Genomic DNA, 22,063 nt, shown 5'->3' with positions numbered 1-22,063 from the left:
GGTATCTGAACTTGAATCTGGCTTCAATATCGGGTAGAGATTGTCCCAACGTCGCGAGGAAGCGAGACTGACGATGGCTACCACTGCGGAGTCGGTATGGCGGTGCGTGGACGCCGAGCCCGACCGCGTCGCGCTACGCGGGCCTGACGGTGCATGGAGCTACCGGTTCCTCCGTGACCGTGCGGCGGCGCTCGGGGGTTGCCTTGCCGAGAGCGGAGTCCTGCCCGGAGATCGAGTGCTGCTCGTCGTACCCACCGTTCCGGAGTTCGTCGCCGCCTACCTCGGTGCGCACGCGGCGGGCGCGATCGTGGTCGCGGCCAGCCCGTCGTCGACCCGGCACGAGCTCGACCATCTGATGGACGACGCCGCGTGCGCGTCGGTGCTGGCCTGGCACGACGCAGGCCCCGCCGCCGAGCAGGCAGCCGTCGCGGCAGGTGTGCCGTTCCGGACCTTGCGGCCGGGCCTGACCGACGTGACCACCGAACCGGTCACCCCGTATCCGGCCGAGCCGGAGGACACGGCGGTGATCCTCTACACCTCGGGCACCACGGGGCGTCCCAAGGGCGCCGAGCTCACCCACGCCAATCTGGTGGCATGCGCGGAGATCTTCGCCGACGTGCTCCGGGTCGAGGACCGGGACGTGTTCGGCACCGCGCTGCCGCTGTACCACATCTTCGGCCAGGCTGTGGTGATCGGCACCGCGCTGCGCGCCGGGATCAGCGTGTCGCTACTGCCCCGGTTCGATGCCGGAGATCTGCTCGAGTTGATCGGGCGGGACGGGGTCACCGTCCTTTTCGGGGTGCCCACGATGTACAACGCGCTGCTGCAGGGGGAAACCGGCTCACACGACTTCAGCAGGCTGCGGTTGGCGGGCTCGGGCGGTGCGTCGCTGCCCGCTGAGGTGATGCGCGCGTTCGCCGACCGGTTCGGATGCATCATCCTGGAGGGCTACGGCCTGACGGAGACGACGGGCGCGGCCACGTTCAACGGGCTGGACCGGGTCCGCAAGCCGGGTGCGGTCGGCATCCCGCTGCCGGGCGTGCAGGTGCGCATCGTCGACCCGGGCGGCGTCGACGTGGGCGTTGGCGAGGTGGGCGAGGTGCTCGTCCAGGGCCCGGTCGTCATGAAGGGCTACTGGAACCGCCCCGACGACGCCACGTTGACCGACGGCTGGCTGCGCACAGGAGACCTTGCGACCCGGGACGCCGATGGGGACATCCGGATCGTCGACCGCGTGAAGGACATGATCATCCGCGGAGGCCACAACGTGTACCCCCGCGAGGTCGAGGAGGTGCTCTACGAGCATCCCGACATCGTGGAGGTCGCCGTGGTCGGCGTGCCGGACGACCACTACGGCCAGGAGGTGGGGGCGGTGATCGCCCCGCGTCCCGGAGCGGAGATGGACCTGGCCGAGCTGAGGCTGTGGACGAAGAAACGGCTGTCTCCGTACAAGGTCCCGCGCGCCTTCCGGCTCGTCGATGCCCTGCCAAGGGGGACGACCGGAAAGATCCAGAAGCGGTCGATCGACCTAACCGGATTCACGACGCCATCGGCCGGATGAAGCGGATTTCCTGAAGCAACATTGAGCACGATGTATGTGAGGTGTGCCGACATGGGCGGGCTCGACCTGAGCGGAAAGACGGCGATAGTGACAGGGGCGTCACGGAGCATCGGCCTGGCGATCGCCCGATCGCTCGCCGGTGCGGGCGCGAGCGTCGTGCTGACGGCGCGCGAACAGGAATCCGCGGACGCCGCGGCGCAACAGTTCACCGGCGACGCCGTCGGCTTCGGCGCCCACGCCGTGGACGAGGACGCGGCGCGACAGTGCATGGCGTTCACCACCGAGAAGTTCGGCGGCATCGACATCCTAGTCAACAACGCCGGCACGAATCCCGCTTACGGGCCGGTGATCGATCAGGACCACGCGCGGTTCGCCAAGACCTTCGACGTGAACCTGTGGGCTCCCGTGCTGTGGACCTCGCTCGCCGTGGGCGCGGGGCTGGGCGACGGGGGAGGCTCGGTCATCAACACGGCCTCGCTCGGAGGCTTCGTCGTCGAGCCCGACCTCGGCATCTACAACGCGTCCAAGGCGGCGCTGGTCCACCTGACCAAGCAGCTCGCCTTCGAGCTATCGCCCGATGTGCGCGCCAACGCCATCGCGCCGGGCGTGGTGCGTACCCGCCTGGCCGAGGCGTTGTGGCGCGACCACGAAGACGCGCTCAGCAACTCGTTCCCGCTCGGCAGGATCGGCGAGCCCGCCGACATCGGTTCCGCCGTGGCGTTCCTGGCCTGCGACGCGGCCTCGTGGATCACCGGCGAGACCCTGACGATCGACGGCGGCGCACTGCTCGGGGATGCCTCGGATCGGAAGCGGGTGGCGGCTGGTGTCTGACGTGGGCGCCGTCGGGATCGACGAAGGTGCGGCAGCGCAGTGGATCACCTCGCTGGGCTTCGACGTCACCGGAGACTTGCGTTTCGAACGGATCGGCCTGGGCCAGTCGAACCTCACGTTCCTCGTCCGCGACGACACCGCACGCACCTGGGTGCTGCGCCGCCCACCACTGGGCGAGCTGCTCGCCTCGGCGCACGACGTGCAACGGGAGGCTCGCATTCTCGCCGCGCTGGAGGGCACGGACGTCCCGGTGCCCGAGGTGTACGGCGTCTGCCATGACCCGGCCGTCTCCAATGCGCCGCTGGTGCTCATGGAGTTCGTGGACGGGCTTGTCGTCGACACGCTGCCGGCCGCGGAAACGTGGCAGCCGGCCCAGCGCCGCTCGATCGGTCTTTCCCTCGCCCGCACGCTCGCCGACGTTCATCGGGTCGACCTGGACGCCACCGGCCTGGTCGACCTGGCTAGCCACAAGCCGTACGCGGGGCGCCAGCTGAAGCGGTGGTCCGGGCAGTGGGAAAGGTCGCGAACACGCGATCAGCCGAAGCTGGACGAGCTGACCGGAAGGCTCACCGCCGCCGTCCCGGACCAGCACGAGCTGAGCCTGGTACACGGCGACTTCCACCTCCGCAACGTGATCACCTCGCCCGATGCCGACGTCGCGGCGGTACTGGACTGGGAGCTGTGCACACTCGGCGACCCGCTCGCCGATCTGGGGACCTTGCTGGCCTACTGGCCCGAACGAGCGGAGTCGGAACCCGGTGAGCACGCACTGTCCGCCGTGGACGGTTTCCCCGGTCGTGACGAGCTGGTGGCCGAGTACGTCGAAGCCAGCGGGCGCGACACGGCAGCGCTGGGTTTCTGGCACGCCCTCGGCCTCTGGAAGATCGCGATCATCGCCGAAGGCGTCCTGCGCAGGTCGATCGACGAACCCCGGAACAAGGCAGCCGCCGCGGGCGCGACCGTCGACTACGTCGACGAACTGATCGAGCGCGCCGACAAGATGGCCGCCGCCGCGGGGATCTGAGCGGCACGGCATACGCAGGCATTACTCAGAAGGAGAACGAGCGAGCGGCGGAATGCGCAGCGCGATCGTGACCGGCGCCGCGCGGGGCATCGGCCGGGCAGCCGCGGCGAGGCCGGCCGCCGACGGCATGGCGTTCGCCGTCCTGGACCTGGACGAGTCGGCGTGCCGTGTCGCGGTGGACGCGCTCACCGCCGACGGCGGGAAGGCGATCGCCGTCGTCCCGGATGTCTCCGACGGCCGTCACCGGGGCCGTCGAGCGGGTGCGTGACGAACCGCCGACCGCGCTGGTCAACAACGCGGGCGTGCTCCGGGAGAACCCGCTGTTCAAGATGACCGCCGACGACTGGGACACGGTGCTCGACGTGCATCTGCGGGGCTCGTTCCTCGTGGCACGCGCCGTGCAGGGGTACATGGTCGAGGCCGAGTTCGGCCGGATCGTGAACCTGTCATCGAAACCGGGATGACCGCGGCCACCGCCGAGCGGGTGGGCATGGACTTCGACGAGCTCGTGCGGGCGATGGTGGCGCAGATCCCGGTCAACCGTTCCGGCAAGCCCGAGGGACCGAGCCGCATGCCCCGGGCACTTCAGTTGCCTTGAACGCAGCCACGCGCCGGCGTGTCCGTGAGGGCTGGCGGGTGGGCGCTACTAAAGTGCCTTGGGGCGCCCATGGTGGCTGACAACCTATACCGCGAGGATGAGTTTTCCGGTGCCGGTGCCGGTGCCGGTGCCGGCACCGGTGAAGAGCATGTTCAGGCACTCGCCGAACTTCTCGACCCCGCCTTCGACGATCTGCTCCCTGGCCTGCATCAGGCCGTCGGCGAGCCACGCCGAGATCTGCTCGGTCGCCTCGGCGTACCGCTCGGCGTAGTCGAACACGACGAACCCGGTCATGCTGGCCCGAAAGACCAGCAGTGACATGTAGCGCGACGGTCCCGGCGGTAGTTTCTCCTCGTTGTACGCGGATATTCCACCGCAGATCACGACGCGCGCTCCGTGTCGCAGATTCGCGAGAGCGGCATCAAGGGTGTCGCCGCCGACGTTGTCGAAGTAGACGTCCATCCCGTCCGGAACGACCTCGCGCAGCCTGCGCAGTACGTTCTCGTTCCGGTAGTCGACCGCGGCATCGAAGCCGAGTTCGTCAGTGAGCATGCGGCACTTGTCGGGCCCGCCCGCGATCCCGACCACCGTCGCGCCGCGTGCCTTGGCGATCTGTCCGACCGCACTGCCCACGGCGCCGGCAGCGGCGGAGACGACCACCGTTTCGCCCGCCTTCAGCTTGCCGACGTCGAGCAGGCCGAAGTACGCCGTCATCCCCGGAATCCCGAGCGTGCCGAGCCACGTCGGTGCCGGGGCGGTAGCGACGTCGACCTTCTGCGCGTCCGCACCGTCGCACACCGCGTACTGGGTGACGCCGAACATGCCGCTGACGACATCGCCCACGGCGAAATCGGGATGGGCGGACCCGACGACGGTCGCGATGTCGAGCGAGCGCATCACCTCGCCGATCTGCACCGGCGGCAGATAGGAACGAACGTCGTTGAGCCAACCGCGCATCGCGGGGTCGATCGAGATGTAGTCCACCTTGACGAGGAGCTGCCCTTCGGTGATCGACGGAAGTTCCTCGGTGGCCAGCGACCAGGTCGCCTCGTCCGGCATGCCCATCGGCCGGTTCGCGAGGCGGACTTGGCGGGTCTCGGATGTCATGCGCGCTCCTGCCTCGGCGATGCGGCTGTGGCCGAACGAGGTCCTCTTGTGCCGTTCGGCGAACATCGACGATAGATGAACTCGATAACGGATTCAACTTTGCCTTGACGGGCGGTGTGAGCGGCGGCACACTGTTGCCTGAATATGAACTCGACGTCAACTATGGGTCTCCGGTTGCGGGGTTCGAGTCCCCTGAAGGGCCAGGCGATGAGCACTACAGCTCTCTACAGCAGCGGCAAGGCGAAGGCGTTGAAGCGGCTGGTGCCGCTGATGATGGGCATCTACTTCATGGCCTTCCTGGACCGCGCGAATGTGTCCCTGGCCAAGGAACAGCTGGAGACCGACGTCGGCATCGGCGCGGCGGCGTACGGATTCGGCGCCGGTGTCTTCTTCGTGAGCTACGCCCTGCTCGAGGTGCCGAGCAACCTCATCCTGCACCGGGTTGGCCCCCGTAGATGGATCGCCCGCATCGGCATCACGTGGGGCCTGCTGACGGCTGCGATGATGTTCATCAGCAACGAATGGTCCTTCTATCTGCTGCGGTTCCTGCTCGGAGCGGCCGAAGCCGGCCTGTATCCGGGCCTGATGTACATGATCACCGTCTGGTTCGCGCAGCGGGACCGCTCGACCATCGTCGGCCTGATGCTCATCGCATCCACCAGTGCGTTCGCGCTCGGCAACGTCGCGGGTGGACTGCTGATGCAAATGGACGGTGTCGCACAGCTGCACGGCTGGCAGTGGCTGTTCCTCGTGGAAGGCGCGGTGACGGTGGTCGTCGGCCTTCTCGTCTGGCTCAAGCTTCCGGACGGTCCGCACAGCGCTCGATGGCTCACTTCGGATGAAGCACGTGCGATCACCGACAGCGCGGGCAGCGCTCAATCCACAGGCGAGCGGAGGCTGCGTGACGATCTGCGGTTGGCGTTCGGGAGTCTGGTGATCGTGGTGGTCGCCTTGATCTGGTTCTTCAACCAGATCGCGACATACGGTGCGACCTACTACATCCCGGCGGTCGCCAGCGCGCTGGGCGCCGACGGTCTGGTGATGATCGGTCTCCTCGCCGGCCTCATTTCGCTGGGTCCGCTGATCGGCATCATCGTCATCCCGCAGCTGCACAAGCGGTTCGGCTTGGGCCGCGAGCCTCATTTCATCGTGGCCGCGGTGCTCGGGAGTCTTGCGTCGTGTGTCGCGTTCCTGTTCGCCGGGAGCGTCTTGGTCCAGGTGTTGGCCTTGAGCGCGACGATGTTCTTCGTCGTCGGCATCCAGCCGGTCATCTGGTCGGTGGTGATGGCGCGCGTGTCCGGCGTGGTCGCCGCCGCGGCACTGGCTTTCGTCAACACGATCGGGCTGACCGGCGGATTCGTCGGGCCTTACACCTTCGGTATCGCGGAGAGCCTGACGGGAAGTTCGTTGAGCGGCTTCTACGTGCTGGCTACCGCGATGGTGCTCAGTGTCCCGCTGGTCGCGGCCCTGGCCGGTGTGCTTCGGCGCAGGGAGGCCGGCGGCGCCGAACCCGAGCTCGATGCCGTTTCCGGTTAGGGATCTCTCATGCGATGTGTTTGCGGAGTTCTGTGGCATGTGTGTGCGGTGTTTTTGGTCCAGAGCGTCGACGCATCGAGGACGGCGTCCCCAGGAAGGATGACCCTGTCATGACCGATACCGTTGCTTTGCCGGTGCGCCCCACGTCTTATTCCGACCTTCAGGAACTCGTCGGCACAGAGCTCGGCCCGACCGAGTGGCACGACGTGATACAGCAGGGCGTCGACGCGTTCGCCGAGGTCACCGGCGACGACCAGTGGATCCACGTGGACCCCGAGCGGGCGGCGGCGAGCCCGCTCGGCACGACCATCGCGCACGGGCTGTACAGCCTGTCGCTCGGGCCCGCGTTCTCGTATCGCCTACTGTCGTTCGATGGGTTCGCGCACAGCCTCAACTACGGATACGACAAGGTGCGGTTTCCCGCGCCCGTTCCGGTGGGTTCCCGGGTGCGTATGCGGCTCACCGTGGTCGCCGTCGAGCAGGTCAGCGGTGGTATCCAGGTGCGCAGTTCCCAGGCTTTCGAATGCGAGGGCGGCGACAAGCCGGTCGTGATCGCGGAATCCCTCGCGCGCGTCGTGGAGAAAGGCGCCTGATTCCCGCCCTCGCGGCCCGGCTCAGCCGGCGAGGCGGGCCGACCTAACCGGCCTTGCGGCTCGTGGCCCGGTTTCTCTTGGGCGCTGGCGCCTTCTTGGTGGTCGCCTGACGCTTTTTCGACGCCGAGTTCTTCGTACCTGAGTTCTCGATGGAATACCGTGGATCGGCGGTGGGGATACGCAGCGCGTTCACCCAGAGTCGGGTCAGTGTCGTGACGAGTTCCTCGAACTTCCAGTCGTCGCCGAGGACATAGGTGCCGTATGCGACTCGGGCGACCATGCTCGACAGTGCGCCGGCGGCCAGTTCGGCGTCGACCCCCGGGTCGGCGAGTTCTCGTTCCTGTAGGTCGCGAATGCTCTGCGCGTTGCGCTGCACGAACGCGGCCCCGCGTTGGCGGCGTACCTCGCGGAAGTTCTCGTCGATGCTGGCGACCTGGTCGAGAAGGTGCATCAGTCGCGCGTTCCGGCGATACGACTTCAGGTACGCACGGTTGCTCGCCTCGATCACGGCCACCGGGTCGTCGCTTTCGGCCACCTGACGAACGTGCGGATGCAGCATTTCATCCTGGACCTCTTCGATAACCGCGGCGAACACCTCCTCCTTGCCCGTGAAGTAGGTGTAGAAGGAGCCTGACGCGGTTCCGGCTTCGGCCGCGATGTCGGTCAGCCGAGCATCCAGATAGCCGTCCCGTTCGAACACCGTCCGTGCCGCCGTGACCAGCTTGGCGCGCGTCCGCGCACCCCGCTGTGTGCGTGGTGGTTCGCGTTTCGGCTGGTTCGAGATCTGATCGGCGACACTTCGACGTGCCGAAGCGGAACGCGCGGTGGATCGAGACATGACGGTCAGTCTAACTCGATGTTGATGCCATGTCTGATTCCGGTGCTGTGGGCCCGTATCGTGCCAGCGCTATTCGGCGCCACGCGGGACCGACTCGAGATCGGCGGGCGCGAAGGCGGGTGCGCGGCGTTCCATATAGCTGGCCAGGCCTTCGGCGGCGTCCGGGCGGCCGAGTGACTCCACCAGCAGCCGGTCGGCCTCGGCGACCGCCTGTGCGAAGTCGGCGTCGAGCGCGCGCTGCACCTGGCGCTTGATGATGCTCATCGACGTCGGCGAGCAGAGCGTGGCCAGCTCGGTGGCGTACTCGACCGCCGCGTCGAGTAGGCCGTCCGCGTCCACGATGCGGTCGACCAGGCCCATGGCTCGTGCTTCCTCGCCCTGGACGACGCGCCCGGACAGCAGCAGGTCCAGGGCCCGGCTCGGTCCGACGAGGCGGGGGAGAATCCAGGCGATGCCGTACTCCGCGATCAGGCCCCGTCGGGCGAACGACGTGGTGAGCTTGGCTTCGGGCGTGGCGAATCGGATGTCGCAGTAGAGCGCCTCGACCAGGCCGAGCCCGGCGGCGGCGCCGTTGATGGCCGCGATCAGCGGCTTGCGAATGGTCAGCGGGTGCGCCCGCGGACGGGGCCGAGCCACGTTCGGGCCCTCGTCGGTGTTGGCGATGAGGGCCAGGTTGTCCATGTCGGCGCCCGCGCAGAACCCGCGTCCCGCTCCGGTGACGACGATCGCCCGCACCTCGGGGTCGGCTTCGGCCTCGTCGAGCAGGGCGAAGTAGCGGTCCTCGAGTTCGTCGGTCCAGGCATTGAGGCGGTCTGGCCGGTTCAGGGTGAGGAAGAGGACGCCACCGCGGCGCTCTGCCAGGACGGGCGCCGCGCTCGCGTCGGTCTCCTGGGTCGGATTCTGCGTCATCGCGTGACCTCCGTGTCGGGCAACTCAGTTCGGTGCGTCGCCCACCGTACTTGAGGCCGAACTCATGTTCAATGACGTACTTGAAACTGACGTCGGCGCCAACTATGGTGAGGATTCCCAGCCGCGGCGGGCGTCCTGAACACCTAAGACTCAGCGCAGCACAGCAGAGAGGAAGGCGTCATGTTCGAGCCCAGCCCGCGCGGCCGGGACTGCCGGGAGAAGCTGCTCGCGTTCATGGACGAGCACATCTACCCGGCCGAGTCGCTCTACCGGGCCCAGATGGTGGAGTCCGGCGCCCCGCACTTTCACCCGCCGATCCTCGAGGAACTCAAGACCGAGGCCCGCAAGCGGGGTATGTGGAACCTCTTCCACCCGCACCCCGAGTGGGGCCCCGGGCTGTCCAATCTCGACTACGCACATCTGGCCGAGATCATGGGCCGGAGTCCGGAGCTGGCACCCGAGGCGACCAACTGCAACGCTCCCGACACTGGCAACATGGAGGTGCTGACCCTCTTCGGCACCGAGGAGCACAAGGAGGAATGGCTCAAGCCGCTGCTGGCGGGCGAGATCGCGTCAGCGTTCGCGATGACCGAGCCCGCCGTCGCCAGCTCGGATGCCACCAACATCGAGCTCCGCATGGAGCGCGACGGCGACACGTACGTCCTCAACGGACGGAAGTGGTGGGCTTCCAACGCCCTGCACAAGAACTGCAAGGTCCTGATCGTCATGGGCAAGACCGATCCGGACGCGCCGGAGCACCGCCAGCAGAGCATGATGGTCGTCCCGCTCGACACCCCGGGCATCACCGTGGTGCGCAACCTCCCCGTCTTCGGCTACGCCGACCGCGAGGGGCACGCGGAGATCCTCTTCGAGGACGTGCGGGTGCCGACCACCGCGCTGCTCGCCGGTGAGGGTGACGGTTTCATGATCAGTCAGGCTCGTCTCGGGCCGGGCCGCATCCACCACTGCATGCGGGTGGTCGGCATGGCCGAGCGGGCGCTGGACCTGATGATCGACCGCGCGCAACAGCGGGTCACATTCGGGAGTGCCGTAGCCAACCGCGCCAACGTCCAGGACTGGATCGCCGAGTCGCGCATCGACATCGAGATGGCCCGTCTGCTCACGCTCAAGACAGCTCACCTGATGGACACCGTCGGCAACAAGGATGCGCGGATCGAGATCGCCGGGATCAAGATCGCCGCGCCGGAGATGGCACTGCGGGTCGTCGACCGCGCCATCCAGGTCCACGGTGGTGGCGGGGTCAGCGACGACTTCCCGCTGGCCTGGCTGTATGCACACCTGCGCACCCTGCGGCTCGCCGACGGGCCCGACGAGGTTCACAAGCGGACCATCGCTATCACCGAGCTGCGCCGTCGAGACCCCGAGTGGCGCCCCTCGGCGTAAGCGGCCGGCGATCGACGCTGACGTTAGTGTCAACTCATGTAATCAGTGCTGATCTCCAACCTCGGGGAGATCGCGGTGCGGATCGCGCGTGCCGTGCGCGAGCTCGACATGCGCGCCGTGGCGGTCTACCCGGCGGATGACGCCGCCTCAGGGCACGTCGACGCCGCCGATGAGACGATGGCGCTGCCCGGCGTGGGCACCGCCGCGCATCTCGACATCGATGCGCTGATCGGCGCCGCACGCGACGCCGGTTGCAGCGCGGTCCATCGGGGCTACGGCTTTCTGAGCGAGAACGCCGGGTTCGCCCGTGGCTGCCGCGATGCGGGGCTCACGTTCATCGGTCCGAGTGCCGAGGTGCTCGAGCTGTTCGGTGAGAAGTCGGCGGCGCGTGACTTCGCCGAGCAGGCCGGTGTCCCGGTGCTTCCAGGGACCGCAGGTCCGGCCACGGTCGCCGAGACGCGGTCGTTCGCCGCGGAGCACGGGCCCGTGATGCTCAAGGCGGGGGCGGGCGCGGTATGCATCACGGTGCGCCCGTAAACACCGACCCCGCATGTGGGCTGCACTGGAGGTCATGAGCTGGAGAGATCGCTGCCGTCCCTACATCGCCGCGCCCGAACTCAAGGACCGCGGATGGACCGAGACCATGATCAAGGCGTTGCTGGGGACGCCCGATGACACGGCGCCGAACCCCGGCGGCCGTAACGCGCCACGGATGCGGTTGTGGTTGTTCACTCGTGTCGAGCAGGTCGAGGCGAGCGATGGATTCCGGCGGCGTCTTGCTCTCGCAGATGCGCGGCGGGCAGCGTCGGCGCGCCGCGACGAGGGCAGCACGTCCGGGTAGAGCTGGACGGCACGCCGGTGCCGCAGTCGGATGCTCGGCGGTCGTCCCCGCGCGGTGTGCTGGTCACGGGATGCGGGGGCCAGGGTCGGGCGCAGGATGGCCCCATGGTGGTCGGCGAGCGGGTGGATCGGCCCGCGCTGCTGGACGGTGAGTTCAGCCATCTCGCCGGCCTCGCGCCGGCGCTGCCGGGCGCTGGGTGAACAACGAGTTCCACATTGACTGCCCTCCCACCTCGACGGGTATCAGGTGGCGGAGTTCCCGGTAGGGACGCCGGCGACTCGCCAGTACCCCGAACGGCCGGGCGTGGCGTGGCAGGTTCGTGTCACGGCCCGCCATCGCGCGCGGTGACGCCGCTAGCGTCGGCACGAATGGAAGACCGGAAAGGATACTCCTGATGCGAACGCGCCCGGCCGCCGCGCTCATCGCCGGCCTCGTCCTCCTCGCGGGCTGCTCGGCGACCGAGCAACCGCGCCGCGACCCGCAGGACCGGCCGCCGAGCAGGGCGTTCGTCGCGTGGTCGGACGCCGTCTGCGCCAACGTGAACGTCGTGGACGAGCTTCGCTCCCACGCCGGATCCTCGTACTACGCCACGCAGGTCGCGACGCAGGTGAACAGTGTGCTGGCCGCGTTCGACGCGCTCGAGCCTTCCGGCGTCAAGCAGGCCGACGCCTACGTGAGCGACCTGGCGCGAGCCCTCGGCAAGCTCAAGGACCAGCTACCGGACAGTGAGGCTCCCGAACAGCTCCCTGCGGCTCGAGTCACGGCCCTTGTCGAGCGGGTTGGCCGGCAGCAGCCGAAGCTTGCCCGGCTGGTTGCGCGCTCCCGGGCGTTGAGGACGTCCTACCACCTCGCTCCCGGTTGTCGTCCGCTGAAGCGGCCGCCCGCGCTCTCCACGAGCGCGACCCGCGACCTGGTCCGCTGGGCGGACACCCTGTGCGCGACGACGGAGTCGATCGCGACGCTGCCGGAACCGGGCGACGACCTGCTCAAGGATCCGCGCTTCGCGCAGTTCGAGAGCATGGAGCTCTCGAACTACCTCTCCTCCGTTCCCTCCGAAGTGGAGTCACTGACCGAGCCGCTCGCGGACCTGCCCCGGACCCGGATCGCCGAGGCCGACGCCTACCGTTCGAACCTGCTGTCCGGTCTGCGAAGGGCCAGGGCGCGGCTACCGCGGGACGCGCCCATGCTGTCCTCGTTCGACGTTCCCCTCGAACAGCTCCGGGCGCAGGCGCGGCAGGCGGCCCGCACCGTTGCCGCGGTCGTGCCTGCCGGGCCGAATCTGCCCGGCCTCGCCCGCAGGCACCCTGCCCTGGCCGACGCCTACGACCTCGCGCCACGGTGCGAGTCGATCGACGCGCCGTTGTCGGCACCCCCGGCCACGACCCTGCCGTCCGCGCGGGACGGCCGGAAGATCGCGGCCTGCCAGGACGGTACCTGCCAGATCGCGGTGTCCGCGCCGGTCGACGTCACCGTCCGAGGAAGCCGGTTCACGACCGCGGTGAGTGACGGGACCGTGTGGATCGTCAACGGCAGCGGCCTGATCCGGCTCAGCGGCCCCGGTACCGCGCGCTTCGGGACGGGCGAGGAGACCGTCGTCTTCTCGGTCAAGGTGACGACCGGCACTGCGGCGGTCCTGGACCTGTCGACGACGTGAGCCACCCAGCCTTTCGGTGTACGCCGAAAGGCTGGGTGGCCTCTCGTATCCCGACCGCCGGATACGGCTACGTCGAGGTGCGTCAGGTCGTCGAATTCGAGGGGTGAGGCCCGCGCGGGCTTGGCCCTCGTCGGCGGCGAGCGCACCGCCCGGTCAATCGTCGAGCCGGGGGAGGGGGTGCCCGCAGATCTTCTCGGCGGCGTCGCGTGCGGCGTTCCACCGTGCTTCCGCGGGGCCGAAGTCGACGACGAGTCCTGGCCTGGGACAGTCGGTCCGCGAAATCCCGGTAACTCGTCGCGACACCGGCCCGCAACGCCGGGCCCTTCGTGTCGCCGGCGACGGCGAGGCTCGTGGCAAGGAGCTGATCGAACGCCGCGGCGTCCGCGGTCTGGCAGACGAAGCGCGTGTTGTCGGTGCTCACCGACGTCGTCGTGGTAGCAGCCGGGGACGGGCTCGCCGGCGGCGAGCTGTCGTGGCGCGTGCCCTGGTCGTCGCTCTGCTGCGAGCAGCCTGCCAGCACGAGTGCCAGCACGGCGGTCAGCGGCGCGATCGTCCTCTTGCTCATGAGTACCTCGTGTTCGGGTCGGGGGAGAGCGGGTCACTGCCGTCGGCGACGGAGCCGGGGCGGCTCTTCCACGGCCTGTGGCTGCAAGGGGGACATGCCGCCGGTGTTAGTGACCTGCCAGACCTCGCGATCGAGCGGGTACTGCTCGGCAGGCTGCGGCGTGCTGGGCCGTGCGCCGGACGTGGCGATGGGGCGTACGCCGCTCGCCGCCGGGTCGCCCACCGCCGATCTGCCGCGCAGTCGCGCCGGCACGCCCGGCGCCGCCGCCGGCTTCTTCGCAGTGCGCTCGGTGTCCTCCAGCGACCGCGCGGATCCGGAGCGGCCCGCGGCCGTCCGGCCCGCGCCCGGTGCCATCGGCAGCATCATCATGGGCGGGATCATCCGGCCGAAGCCGGTGGCCGCCGACGATCCCGCGCCGCTCGCGCCGGCACTGGCCGGCGGCTGCGGCGCTTCCGGCGCGGACGGCGGTCCCGACAGCGGCACCGGCCTCGCGGCCTGGTCGATCCGTGGCGGGACGTCCGGGGCCGTCGCACCGGGCAGCGAACCTCCCGGCGCGGTGCCCGGGCCGGGTGCGCCCGCACCGAGCTCGCCGCCGACGAGGGCGCTCGGATCGAAGCCCCCACCCGCGTGCGCGGGCCGCGACTCCGAGGTCGCGGGGGAGCGGCCGTGGCGGGGCCGAGCGCCGTGGGCGAGGGAGCCGGGCGGGACCGCGACGAGGCCCGGCATCGCGAGGGTGCCCGGCGGCAACGGCGCAGCGGCGCCCGGCCCCAGCGGTACGGAGGGCAGCAGGTCCGGTCTGGCGGATCCGGCGAGCGTCGGCAGGGCGTCGGCGGGCTCCGCGCAGCACGCGTCCTCACCGATGCCGGTTCGGAGAGTGTGGTTCCCGGCGGAGTGTCCGTGTCCGCCCGCCGCACCGGACACCGCGTCCGCGGCGGCCAGGAAGTAGCGGTCGAGCTCCCGCAGGTGCTCGGCCGCGTCGTCGCGGGCATCCGCCGTGGCGTGCTCCGCGGTACCGGCGAGCCGGGCACGGGTCAGCAACAGCTGCCTGGCGAGGTCGTCGAGGGCCAGCCACGGCCGGTGTTCCAGGATCCTCGCGAGCACGTCCTCGACCGCGGCGTGGCGCTCCGTGGCCCGGCGGACAAACTCGGCGCCGGTCGCGTCCCTCCAGCTCGCCCGCAGGCAGTCGAGCTCGCGGCGCAACGAGTGCGCGAGCGTGCTCAGCTCCTCCGCGACGGCCCGCCACATCCGGCTGGCTCGCTCGGCACGGGCCAGGTGAGTGTGCGCCTCCACGTCGCCGACGGCGTACTGGACCATGGCGGGAAGACGCGCGTAATAGTCCCCATCGTCCACGTCAGTCCTCCACGAGGACAACGCCGGCCACCGCGCCCGTCACTGCGCGCACGCCTGCCTGGTCGGTGGTGAGATAGTCCTCGGCCGCCACCGCTGCGGCCGTCCGGAGCGTCTCGATCGCCTCACCGGTTTCGGCGAGAAAGTCCGTGAGCCGCAGCGTCGCGAGCAGGTCGGCGGCCGCTAACGCCGCGCACGCCTGGGAGCCGCCCTCACACACCTGCGCCGGCGGTGGCGGGGCGATCGCTTCGGGCGCACTCAGCCCGGCGAGCTGCTCGGCGAACTGCCGCATGGCCTCCGGGTCTCCGTGCATCGCGTGCCGTGTCTCGCACATGGATTCTCCGATCATCGGTGTTCGTTCTTGGGCACCCAGCCCAGCTGCACGAGCTGCGGCGCGTGCCGCCTGCCCACCAGCCACGCCCTGCCGGGCGGGAGCACCTCGGGCTTGAGCCCGCCCCACAGCGGACCCTCGTCCTTGTCGCCGGACAACAGCAGACCCGGTGAGCCGATGTCGCGCAGCCGCGAGATGAACGGCTCGAACAACGCCCGGCTCGCGCCACCCGTGCGGCGGGCCAGCACCACATGCAGACCGATGTCACGTCCCTGCGGCAGGAGATCGGCAATGGGCAGGAACGGGTTGTCCAGCTGACCTGCGACGAGGTCGTAGTCGTCGATCAGGACGAACAGCTCGGGTCCCTTCCACCAGCTGCGGTCACGCAACTGTTCCCGGGTGACCTTCTTACCGGGAAGGCGGACCGTCATCTCCTCGGCGACCTGCCGCATCAACACCGACGTCGAGTCCCGATCGGTGCCGTAGCCGATGAGGTGCTCCGACTCGACGTCGCCGAGCAGGCCACGCCGGTGGTCGATCACGATCAGCCTCGCGCGCCGGGTTTCGTAGCTTTCGGTGATGGCGCGGGCCAGCGAACGAAGGAAGGCCGTCTTGCCCGACTCGGTGTCGCCGAGGAGCACGAGGTGCGGGTCCGACGCGAACTCCAGCCGCACGGGCGCGAGGTCGTGCTCGGCGATCCCGACGGCAAGACGGTGTGCCGCCGCGTCGTGTGCGCCGGCGAGCTCGGCGTACGGCAAGGTGGTGGGCAAAAGGCGCACCGCCGGAGCCGGTGGGCCGTGCCAGGCCGACGACACCATGCCCACCAGCGCGCGCAGCCCACTCGCGAGGTCGTCCGGAGCGCTCACGCCGTCGATGCGCGGCAGCGCGACCAGCAGCTGGTGCTTGGTCATCGTCACCCCGCGCCCCGGGGCGTCCTCGGGAACCTTGATGGCCGACGCCCGATCGACGATGCTGTCCACCGGATCGCCGATGTGCAGTTCGAGCTTGCTGCCGAACAGATCCCTGATGTTCATGCGCAGGTCGAACGCCCGTGCCGCCGACACCACCACGTGGACGCCGTAGGAGAGGCCGCGGGCGGCGATGTCGGCGACCGCGGCCTCCAGCTCCTCGAACTCGGTTCGCAAGGTGGCCCACCCATCGATGACGAGGAACACGTCACCCCAGGCGTCACCGCCGTCGCGTTTCCGCCGCAGCCGCCGGTAGGCCGCCATCCCGTCGACATCGTGCTCGGCGAACGCGCGCTCCCGCCGCGCGATCAGGCCCCGAACCTCGGCGATCGTCCTGCGCACCGCCGGGGCGTTCTGCCTTCCCGCGACCCCGCCGACGTGGGGGAGGTCGCGAACGGAGTTGAGCGTCCCGCCGCCGAAGTCGAGGCAGTAGAACTGCACCTCGCGGGGTGTGTGGGTCAGCGCGAGGCTGGTGATGATCGTCCGCAACGCGGTGCTCTTTCCCGACTGCGGCCCTCCGATCACCAGCACGTGACCGGCTGATCCGGACAGGTCCAGCACGAGCGGGTCGCGGCGCTGCTCCAGCGGACGGTCGACGACACCGACGATCGCGCGCAGGCGGCCGGCCAGCCGCTCGTGCGCCGAGGAGAAGCCACGGTCGTCGCTCTGGACGAGGTTCGGCAGCAGGTGGTCGAGTGTCGGCGACGCGTCCAGCGGCGGCAGCCAGACCTGACGGGCCGGTGTGCCGCGCCCGCGCATGCGCTCGACGAGGACGTCGAGCAGGCTCTCGCCGACGGCCGCCTCCTCGTCGTGCGGCTCGTCGTCGGTGTCCTCGGTCTCGAGCGCGGGCGGGAGGTACCGCGTCGAGTAGGCGAGCAGGTCGAGAGCAGCGTCGTCACCGGTGCCCGCGAGTCCCGCGTCGGGAGCGCGCAGCGCGCCCGAGACGTAGGCGGAGCGGAACCGGATCAGCGAGTCGTTGTCGCATTTGAGGAACCCATGACCGGGTGCGCGGGGCAGCCTGAAGGCGTCGCCGACACCGAGCACGGCCCTGCTCTCCAGCTCCGAGAAGGTGCGCAGGCCGATGCGATACGACAGATGCGTCTCCAGACCTCGCAGGCGGCCTTCGTCGAGGCGCTGGCTGGCCAGCAGGAGGTGCACGCCGAGTGACCGGCCCACCCGGCCGATCTGGACGAACATGTCGATGAAGTCGGGTTTGGCGGACAGCAGCTCGCTGAACTCGTCACAGATCACGAGGAGGGTGGGTACCTCCGGCAGCGGAGCGCCGGTCGCCCTGGCCCGCTCGTAGTCGCGCAGCGAGGAGAAGTTGCCCGCCGCGCGCAGCAGTTCCTGTCTGCGCAGCAGTTCGCCGTTGATCGCGTCGGTCATGCGATCCACAAGGTGGAGCTCGTCGGCGAGGTTGGTGATGACGGCGCTGGTGTGCGGCAGCTTGTCCAGCGTGGCGAAGGTGGCGCCGCCCTTGAAGTCGACCAGTGCGAAGTTCAGCGAGCTCGGCGGGTGCGACACGGCGAGCGCCAGCACGATGGTCCTCAGCAGTTCGCTCTTGCCGGAACCGGTCGCCCCGACGAGCAGGCCGTGCGGGCCCATACCATCCAAGGCGGACTCTTTGAGGTCAAGCTCCACGGGTGTCCCGTCGGTGCGGACGCCGAACCGGACCCGCAGCCGGTCCTTGGTCGGCCGCTGGATCCACGTGCCTGCCGGGTCGAACGCACGCGGGTCGCCGATATCGAGCAGCTCGGCGAGGTCGAGGTCGGTGCTCATCGGCGCGTCACCGCGCCTGTCCGCGCTTGCACGCAGCGGTGCCAGCTGACGGGCGATGCCTTCCGCCGCGGGTATGTCGAGAGCGTCGGCCCAGCCGAGCTCGGCCGCGCCCTCGATGGTCTCGCTAGTCAGCGCGCCGTCCTCAGCCACGCGCAGCACGATCGTGGCGGGATCGAGCGCGCGCGGCGGCGTCGCGCCGACGTCGATCACCGTGACCCCCTCGCGCCCGCCCTCGGCCAGCAGGCTGTCGGAGCCCGCGGTGGACCCACCGTCCACGACCACCACGATGTGGGGCAGCGTGTCGCGGTGGTCGGCGGCGGGATCGAACCGCCCGCGGTTGCCGAGCAGATCGTCGATCATCGCCTCGATCGAGACGATCGACGGTGCGACGAGCCGCAGCGGCCCGACGGCGTCCGTCCGTTCCGGGTGCAGCGCGTGTGGCAGCCACTTGAGCCAGTCCCACCGCGCCTGCGCGGCCGCACCAGGGCAGGCCGCGACGCGGAGATCGTCAGGGGTCTGCAACGACGCGAGCTGCGACAGCACTGCGCGGACCAGCGCCGCCGCGCGGGCGTGGTCTCCCCGGACGTAGACCCGGCTGAACCCGTTGACGGCCATGGCCAGCGGCAGCCCGGGAACGGCCGTGTACGTCGTGAGGAAGCGGCGCAGCGCCAGCGCGGACAGCGGCTCGAGCTGCTCCAGGGGCTTGGCCTCGGGTGGAACGAGCGTGATCGCCGGCCGTTGTGGCCCGACGCCGATCCGGGCGACCCCGAAGTCGGCGTCGGAGGGCCTGCGTTCCCACAGCCGGTAGCTCGCCACGAGCGAGAGCAACGACGCCGGTTCCGGATGCAGGTAGACCAGGGCGTCCCGCTGCCGGTGGATGGCGCGGGTGAGCCGGATGCGGTGTTGTCCCAGATGCCGGAGGTAGTCCCTTCGGTGCTGTCCCATCTCCCGTTTGCCCGGCCCGGACGAGTTGAGCAGGGCGATCCCGAGCATGCCGAGCATTCCGAGGCCGAAGAGCCCCATGACCACCAGCCGCAGCACGCTGGAGCTGCCGCCGAAGCTCCCCGAGAACAGCAGCATCATCGCGGCCATCATGGCGATCATCGGGATCACCATGAGCAGCTGCGTCCATTGCCTGCCTCCCGGACGCGGGATCTCGGGCGGGGAGTCCAGGATGAGCTCGCCCCCGGGGGTTTCCGGAGCCGGCCTGCGAACCGGTCTGCGTACAACAACGGCGCCCATCACCATGCCCTTCGCGCGAGTTTCGACCCCAGTGATTCTCGGCGCCGTCGCCGCGGCCCGCTGCGTCGTGGCAGGAACGTGCCGCACGAGCCTGTTCGCGGCGCGGACGCGGTTAGCTCAGCGCATGTCCGCCGGTGTCGCGGGCACGGAACGGCGCAAGCCGTGCGAACGGAAAGGAGAAGGCTGTGTTCGTTGGTGGCGGCGGTCTGATGGACGCCAACACAGACACACTGGCCCGTGTGGTCCAGATGGCAGCGGTGGTCGTTCAGGAGATCGAAGGGCACCGCGGCCGGCTGGAGGGCGAGGTGAACTCCGTGATTCCCGGGCAGTGGAACATGGAGCAGTCCCAGGCGCTGCTGGTGGCGCACAAGAAGTGGGACATGGCGATTCGCAACCTGTGTCAGAAGCTCGAGAAACTCGGGCAGGACACCAGGTTCGCGATGAACGACTACATCGATGTGGACCAGCAGGGTGCCGCGGGCTTCAACAGCGTCGGCGACGGCGCGTTCGGCGGTGGCGGACTCGGCGGGTTCGGCTTCGGCGGCGGGTTCGGGTCGGATCTCGGCCTCAGCGGCGGTGACTCGGGCTTCGGCTTCGGTGGCGGGGACCTGTCCGACCTCGGCTCTGGCGACGGCGACTCCGATGGAGGCGACGACGGGGACGATGACGACGACGGCGGCGATGGTGGCGGGAGCGGCGGCGGGGGCGACTCCTCGGCCGAGACCTACGCGTTCGCCGGCCTGCTGCGTGCCCTCTGACCAGGACCACAACGATAAACGGAAGGGAGTGACCCATGACGCGTAAGCTCGCGATGTTCGGCGCGCTGGACGCCCTGTCGGCCAACATGAACGGCTGCGTCAACGGTGTTCAGCAGTCGATCGACTCCTGGGGCCAGGCCTCGGGGATGACGCAGGCCGACTGGCTCGACCAGGCGGGTGGGCAGTTCGCCGAGATCAGCAAGGCCTGCCAGCAGGTGATGGCCGCGGGGCAGGAGCTGATGCAGGCGATGAACCAGGGCGTGCAGAGCTGCAACCACGAGAACATGGCAGCGGTGCAGCGTTCGTGTGGGCGGCTCGGCTCGGGTATGTGACGCCGCACGCCGAGGATGTCCCGGTGCGCGCGAGTGCACCGGGACATTCGTCCGCCTCGGCTCGGGGCCGTGGCACTGGGCGGCAACCGCCGGAGAGCGAAGGGAGACATGATGGCAGGGCTGATGATCGACGCCGCCACACCGAGGGCGGGCTACGAGGAACTGCGCGACGATCTGCTCGAGATCAGGGCCAGGATCGCCGACATCGAAGTGACCGCGGACTCACCGGATGGCCTGATCAGCGCCACGGTGGTGGGCCGGGGCGAGCTCAGCGACCTCTACCTGGACCCCCGGATCTACCGCACGAAGGACTCCAAGGCGCTCGCGAAGGCCATTGTGGACACAATCAGCGACGCCGTCGCACAGTCACACGACGAGCTGTTCGAGATCACCCGCCACTACCTGCCGCCCACGGCGAAGCGCGACAGCACCGACGTGCACACCGACGCGTTCCTGCACCAGCTCGGCAAGAAGATCGAGGGCACCGTGATGGCCGGTGACGGCAGGGACCCGGACGCGTAGTGCCATGCGCAGGTTCAGCACCGCGACGGCCGCCGCGATCGCGGCAGCCGTCGCCGGTTCGGTCGTCAGCCCAGGAGCCGCCGTCGCGACACCGCCGCCCGGCGCGTGCGACAACCCCGGCCCGGCGAGTCCCGTCGTCAGCGAACTGTCGTGGGCCCAGCGCACACTCGACGCGCAGGCCGTGCAGCGGCAGGCCACGGGCAGCGGTGTGGTCGTCGCGGTCGTGGACTCTGGTGTGGACAGTGACCACCCGCAGCTGCGCAAATCCGGAAAGGTCCTGCGCGGACAGGACTTCTTCCTCGTCGGCGACCTGCCGGGCAGCTTCGACTGCGTCTCCCACGGCACGGCCGTGGCCAGCATCATCGCCGCGCGGCCCGCCGAGCGCATCGGCTTCGCCGGCCTGGCCCCCGATGCCACGATTCTGCCGGTGCGTGTCAGCGAGACCGACGCCACCGGTGAGGGTACGGCCCAGGCCATCGACCCCCAGGTGCTCGCCCGCGGCATCTGGTACGCGGCCGACCACGGCGCCGACGTTATCAACCTGTCCGTCGCGGGCAGCCTCGACAACCACTTCGTACGCGACGCCGTCCGGCACGCGCAGAACAAGGACGTGGTCGTGGTGGCCGCCGTGGGCAACGCACAGGAAGGCCCGGCACCTGGCCCGCCCACCTATCCCGCGGGCTACGACGGTGTGCTCGGCGTGGGCGCGGTCGACATGACCGGAACCCGCCTGCCGAGCTCTCAGATCGGACCCCAGGTGGACATCGTGGCACCAGGCGGGGGAGTGCTCGCGGCCGCGCGCGCGGGCGGGCACCAGTATCAGGACGGCACGAGCTTCGCGGCGCCGTTCGTCGCGGCGACGGCCGCGCTGGTGCGGTCCGCGCGACCAGAGCTGTCGGCGGAGCAGGTGGTCGAGCGGATTCTCGCCACGGCGACTCCGGCTCCCGGCGGCCGGGACAGCGAGGCCTACGGCGCGGGCCTGGTCAACCCGTATCGCGCGGTGACCGATGGCCTCGTCGACGCGCCGCCGGCCTCGGTGCCGTCGGTCGAACGTCCCGCCGCCGACCCGGCGCAGCTGCGTGCGGCCGCGTGGTGGGACGGCAGCATATCGGCGTCCCGGGTGGCCGCCATCGTGACCGCGACGGCGGTGGTGCTGGCAGCGGCCGCGGCCCTCGTCCTGCTGCGCGGGCGCCGATCACGATGGCAGCCCCGCCGCGCCGTGCTCCCTCCCGGGGAACCCGTGCGCGACGAGCTGCCCGACGAGCTGTTCGTCGTTCCTGGGCCACCCGCCGACCGGTTGTGACGCGGGGACCCGGCATCGCT

At 69.7% G+C, this 22,063-nt stretch carries 19 protein-coding genes and 1 pseudogene; 14 read left to right on the top strand and 6 right to left on the bottom strand.

The features are described from left to right. Nucleotides 1–73: 73 nt before the first annotated feature. From JAP66_RS24600 to JAP66_RS24585, 4 genes and pseudogenes are all read left to right on the top strand, one after another. Nucleotides 74–1,561 carry an AMP-binding protein gene (locus JAP66_RS24600; RefSeq protein WP_199434218.1) on the top strand — a complete coding sequence of 496 codons (1,488 nt, stop codon included), beginning with the start codon at nucleotides 74–76 and terminating at the stop codon, nucleotides 1,559–1,561. A gap of 51 nt (nucleotides 1,562–1,612) precedes the next feature. Then, complete coding sequence (locus JAP66_RS24595) at nucleotides 1,613–2,392, top strand: SDR family oxidoreductase (RefSeq protein ID WP_199434217.1); 780 nt, start codon at nucleotides 1,613–1,615, stop codon at nucleotides 2,390–2,392. Then, nucleotides 2,385–3,416 (top strand): phosphotransferase family protein, encoded by a 1,032-nt coding sequence (locus JAP66_RS24590; RefSeq protein ID WP_199434216.1) that lies wholly within the window; start codon nucleotides 2,385–2,387, stop codon nucleotides 3,414–3,416. Before JAP66_RS24595 ends, JAP66_RS24590 begins: the two co-directional genes overlap by 8 nt. Nucleotides 3,417–3,468: 52 nt before the next feature. Continuing rightward, nucleotides 3,469–3,975, top strand: a pseudogene (locus tag JAP66_RS24585) (SDR family NAD(P)-dependent oxidoreductase); the annotation flags it as partial. Between the two features lie 123 nt (nucleotides 3,976–4,098). On the opposite strand, the gene JAP66_RS24580 reads toward JAP66_RS24585, so the two are convergent. Then, the gene (locus JAP66_RS24580; RefSeq protein WP_199434215.1) at nucleotides 4,099–5,121 is read right to left on the bottom strand and encodes an NADP-dependent oxidoreductase; all 1,023 of its coding nucleotides are present in this window, start codon (nucleotides 5,119–5,121) and stop codon (nucleotides 4,099–4,101) included. A 249-nt stretch (nucleotides 5,122–5,370) separates the two neighbouring features. On the opposite strand from JAP66_RS24580, the gene JAP66_RS24575 reads away from it, so the two are divergent. Both JAP66_RS24575 and JAP66_RS24570 read left to right on the top strand, forming a co-directional pair. Beyond that, the gene (locus JAP66_RS24575; protein ID WP_199434214.1) at nucleotides 5,371–6,657 is read left to right on the top strand and encodes an MFS transporter; all 1,287 of its coding nucleotides are present in this window, start codon (nucleotides 5,371–5,373) and stop codon (nucleotides 6,655–6,657) included. Between the two features lie 110 nt (nucleotides 6,658–6,767). Continuing rightward, entirely contained in the window at nucleotides 6,768–7,250 is a 483-nt protein-coding gene (locus JAP66_RS24570) for a MaoC family dehydratase (protein ID WP_199434213.1), read from the top strand. Between the two features lie 43 nt (nucleotides 7,251–7,293). On the opposite strand, the gene JAP66_RS24565 is transcribed toward JAP66_RS24570, so the two are convergent. Together JAP66_RS24565 and JAP66_RS24560 are read right to left on the bottom strand one after the other, a co-directional pair. Continuing rightward, a complete protein-coding gene (locus JAP66_RS24565; protein ID WP_199434212.1) occupies nucleotides 7,294–8,088 on the bottom strand; it encodes a TetR/AcrR family transcriptional regulator in 795 nt (264 codons plus the stop codon). 69 nt (nucleotides 8,089–8,157) lie between these two features. After that, complete coding sequence (locus tag JAP66_RS24560) at nucleotides 8,158–8,997, bottom strand: enoyl-CoA hydratase-related protein (RefSeq protein ID WP_199434211.1); 840 nt, start codon at nucleotides 8,995–8,997, stop codon at nucleotides 8,158–8,160. Nucleotides 8,998–9,177: 180 nt separating this feature from the next. Between JAP66_RS24560 and JAP66_RS24555 the strand changes: the two genes are divergently transcribed. From JAP66_RS24555 to JAP66_RS24540, 4 genes are all read left to right on the top strand, one after another. Continuing rightward, nucleotides 9,178–10,401: an acyl-CoA dehydrogenase family protein gene (locus JAP66_RS24555; RefSeq protein WP_199434210.1), complete on the top strand. Its 1,224-nt coding sequence runs from the start codon at nucleotides 9,178–9,180 to the stop codon at nucleotides 10,399–10,401. 45 nt (nucleotides 10,402–10,446) lie between these two features. Continuing rightward, on the top strand, nucleotides 10,447–10,938 hold the full coding sequence (locus JAP66_RS24550) for a biotin carboxylase N-terminal domain-containing protein (RefSeq protein ID WP_199434209.1): 492 nt from the start codon (nucleotides 10,447–10,449) through the stop codon (nucleotides 10,936–10,938). A 34-nt stretch (nucleotides 10,939–10,972) separates the two neighbouring features. Next, a complete protein-coding gene (locus JAP66_RS24545; RefSeq protein ID WP_199434208.1) occupies nucleotides 10,973–11,242 on the top strand; it encodes a hypothetical protein in 270 nt (89 codons plus the stop codon). Between the two features lie 394 nt (nucleotides 11,243–11,636). Beyond that, nucleotides 11,637–12,896 (top strand): hypothetical protein, encoded by a 1,260-nt coding sequence (locus JAP66_RS24540; RefSeq protein WP_199434207.1) that lies wholly within the window; start codon nucleotides 11,637–11,639, stop codon nucleotides 12,894–12,896. Between the two features lie 598 nt (nucleotides 12,897–13,494). Here the strand turns inward: JAP66_RS24540 and JAP66_RS24535 are convergent. The 3 genes from JAP66_RS24535 to eccCa are packed head-to-tail and all read right to left on the bottom strand — an operon-like array spanning nucleotide 13,495 to nucleotide 19,128. Then, on the bottom strand, nucleotides 13,495–14,811 hold the full coding sequence (locus JAP66_RS24535) for a WXG100 family type VII secretion target (protein ID WP_199434206.1): 1,317 nt from the start codon (nucleotides 14,809–14,811) through the stop codon (nucleotides 13,495–13,497). A 1-nt stretch (nucleotide 14,812) separates the two neighbouring features. Continuing rightward, entirely contained in the window at nucleotides 14,813–15,157 is a 345-nt protein-coding gene (locus JAP66_RS24530) for a hypothetical protein (RefSeq protein WP_235999408.1), read from the bottom strand. After that, complete coding sequence (gene eccCa, locus JAP66_RS24525) at nucleotides 15,154–19,128, bottom strand: type VII secretion protein EccCa (protein WP_199434205.1); 3,975 nt, start codon at nucleotides 19,126–19,128, stop codon at nucleotides 15,154–15,156. Before eccCa ends, JAP66_RS24530 begins: the two co-directional genes overlap by 4 nt. A gap of 209 nt (nucleotides 19,129–19,337) precedes the next feature. On the opposite strand from eccCa, the gene JAP66_RS24520 reads away from it, so the two are divergent. The 4 genes from JAP66_RS24520 (at nucleotide 19,338) to mycP (ending at nucleotide 22,043) form a co-directional block, all read left to right on the top strand. Then, nucleotides 19,338–19,886 carry a WXG100 family type VII secretion target gene (locus tag JAP66_RS24520; protein WP_199434204.1) on the top strand — a complete coding sequence of 183 codons (549 nt, stop codon included), beginning with the start codon at nucleotides 19,338–19,340 and terminating at the stop codon, nucleotides 19,884–19,886. 35 nt (nucleotides 19,887–19,921) lie between these two features. Further along, on the top strand, nucleotides 19,922–20,218 hold the full coding sequence (locus tag JAP66_RS24515; protein ID WP_199434203.1) for a hypothetical protein: 297 nt from the start codon (nucleotides 19,922–19,924) through the stop codon (nucleotides 20,216–20,218). Between the two features lie 111 nt (nucleotides 20,219–20,329). After that, nucleotides 20,330–20,740 (top strand): YbaB/EbfC family nucleoid-associated protein, encoded by a 411-nt coding sequence (locus JAP66_RS24510; protein WP_235999407.1) that lies wholly within the window; start codon nucleotides 20,330–20,332, stop codon nucleotides 20,738–20,740. A gap of 4 nt (nucleotides 20,741–20,744) precedes the next feature. Further along, nucleotides 20,745–22,043 carry a type VII secretion-associated serine protease mycosin gene (mycP, locus tag JAP66_RS24505; protein WP_199434202.1) on the top strand — a complete coding sequence of 433 codons (1,299 nt, stop codon included), beginning with the start codon at nucleotides 20,745–20,747 and terminating at the stop codon, nucleotides 22,041–22,043. The last annotated feature ends 20 nt before the right edge of the window (nucleotides 22,044–22,063 follow it).

Source organism: Qaidamihabitans albus (assembly GCF_016464705.1).
Lineage (GTDB): Bacteria > Actinomycetota > Actinomycetes > Mycobacteriales > Pseudonocardiaceae > Qaidamihabitans > Qaidamihabitans albus.
The sequence above is the reverse complement of the archived record's forward strand: the minus strand, read 5'-3'. Positions and strand labels throughout refer to the sequence as shown.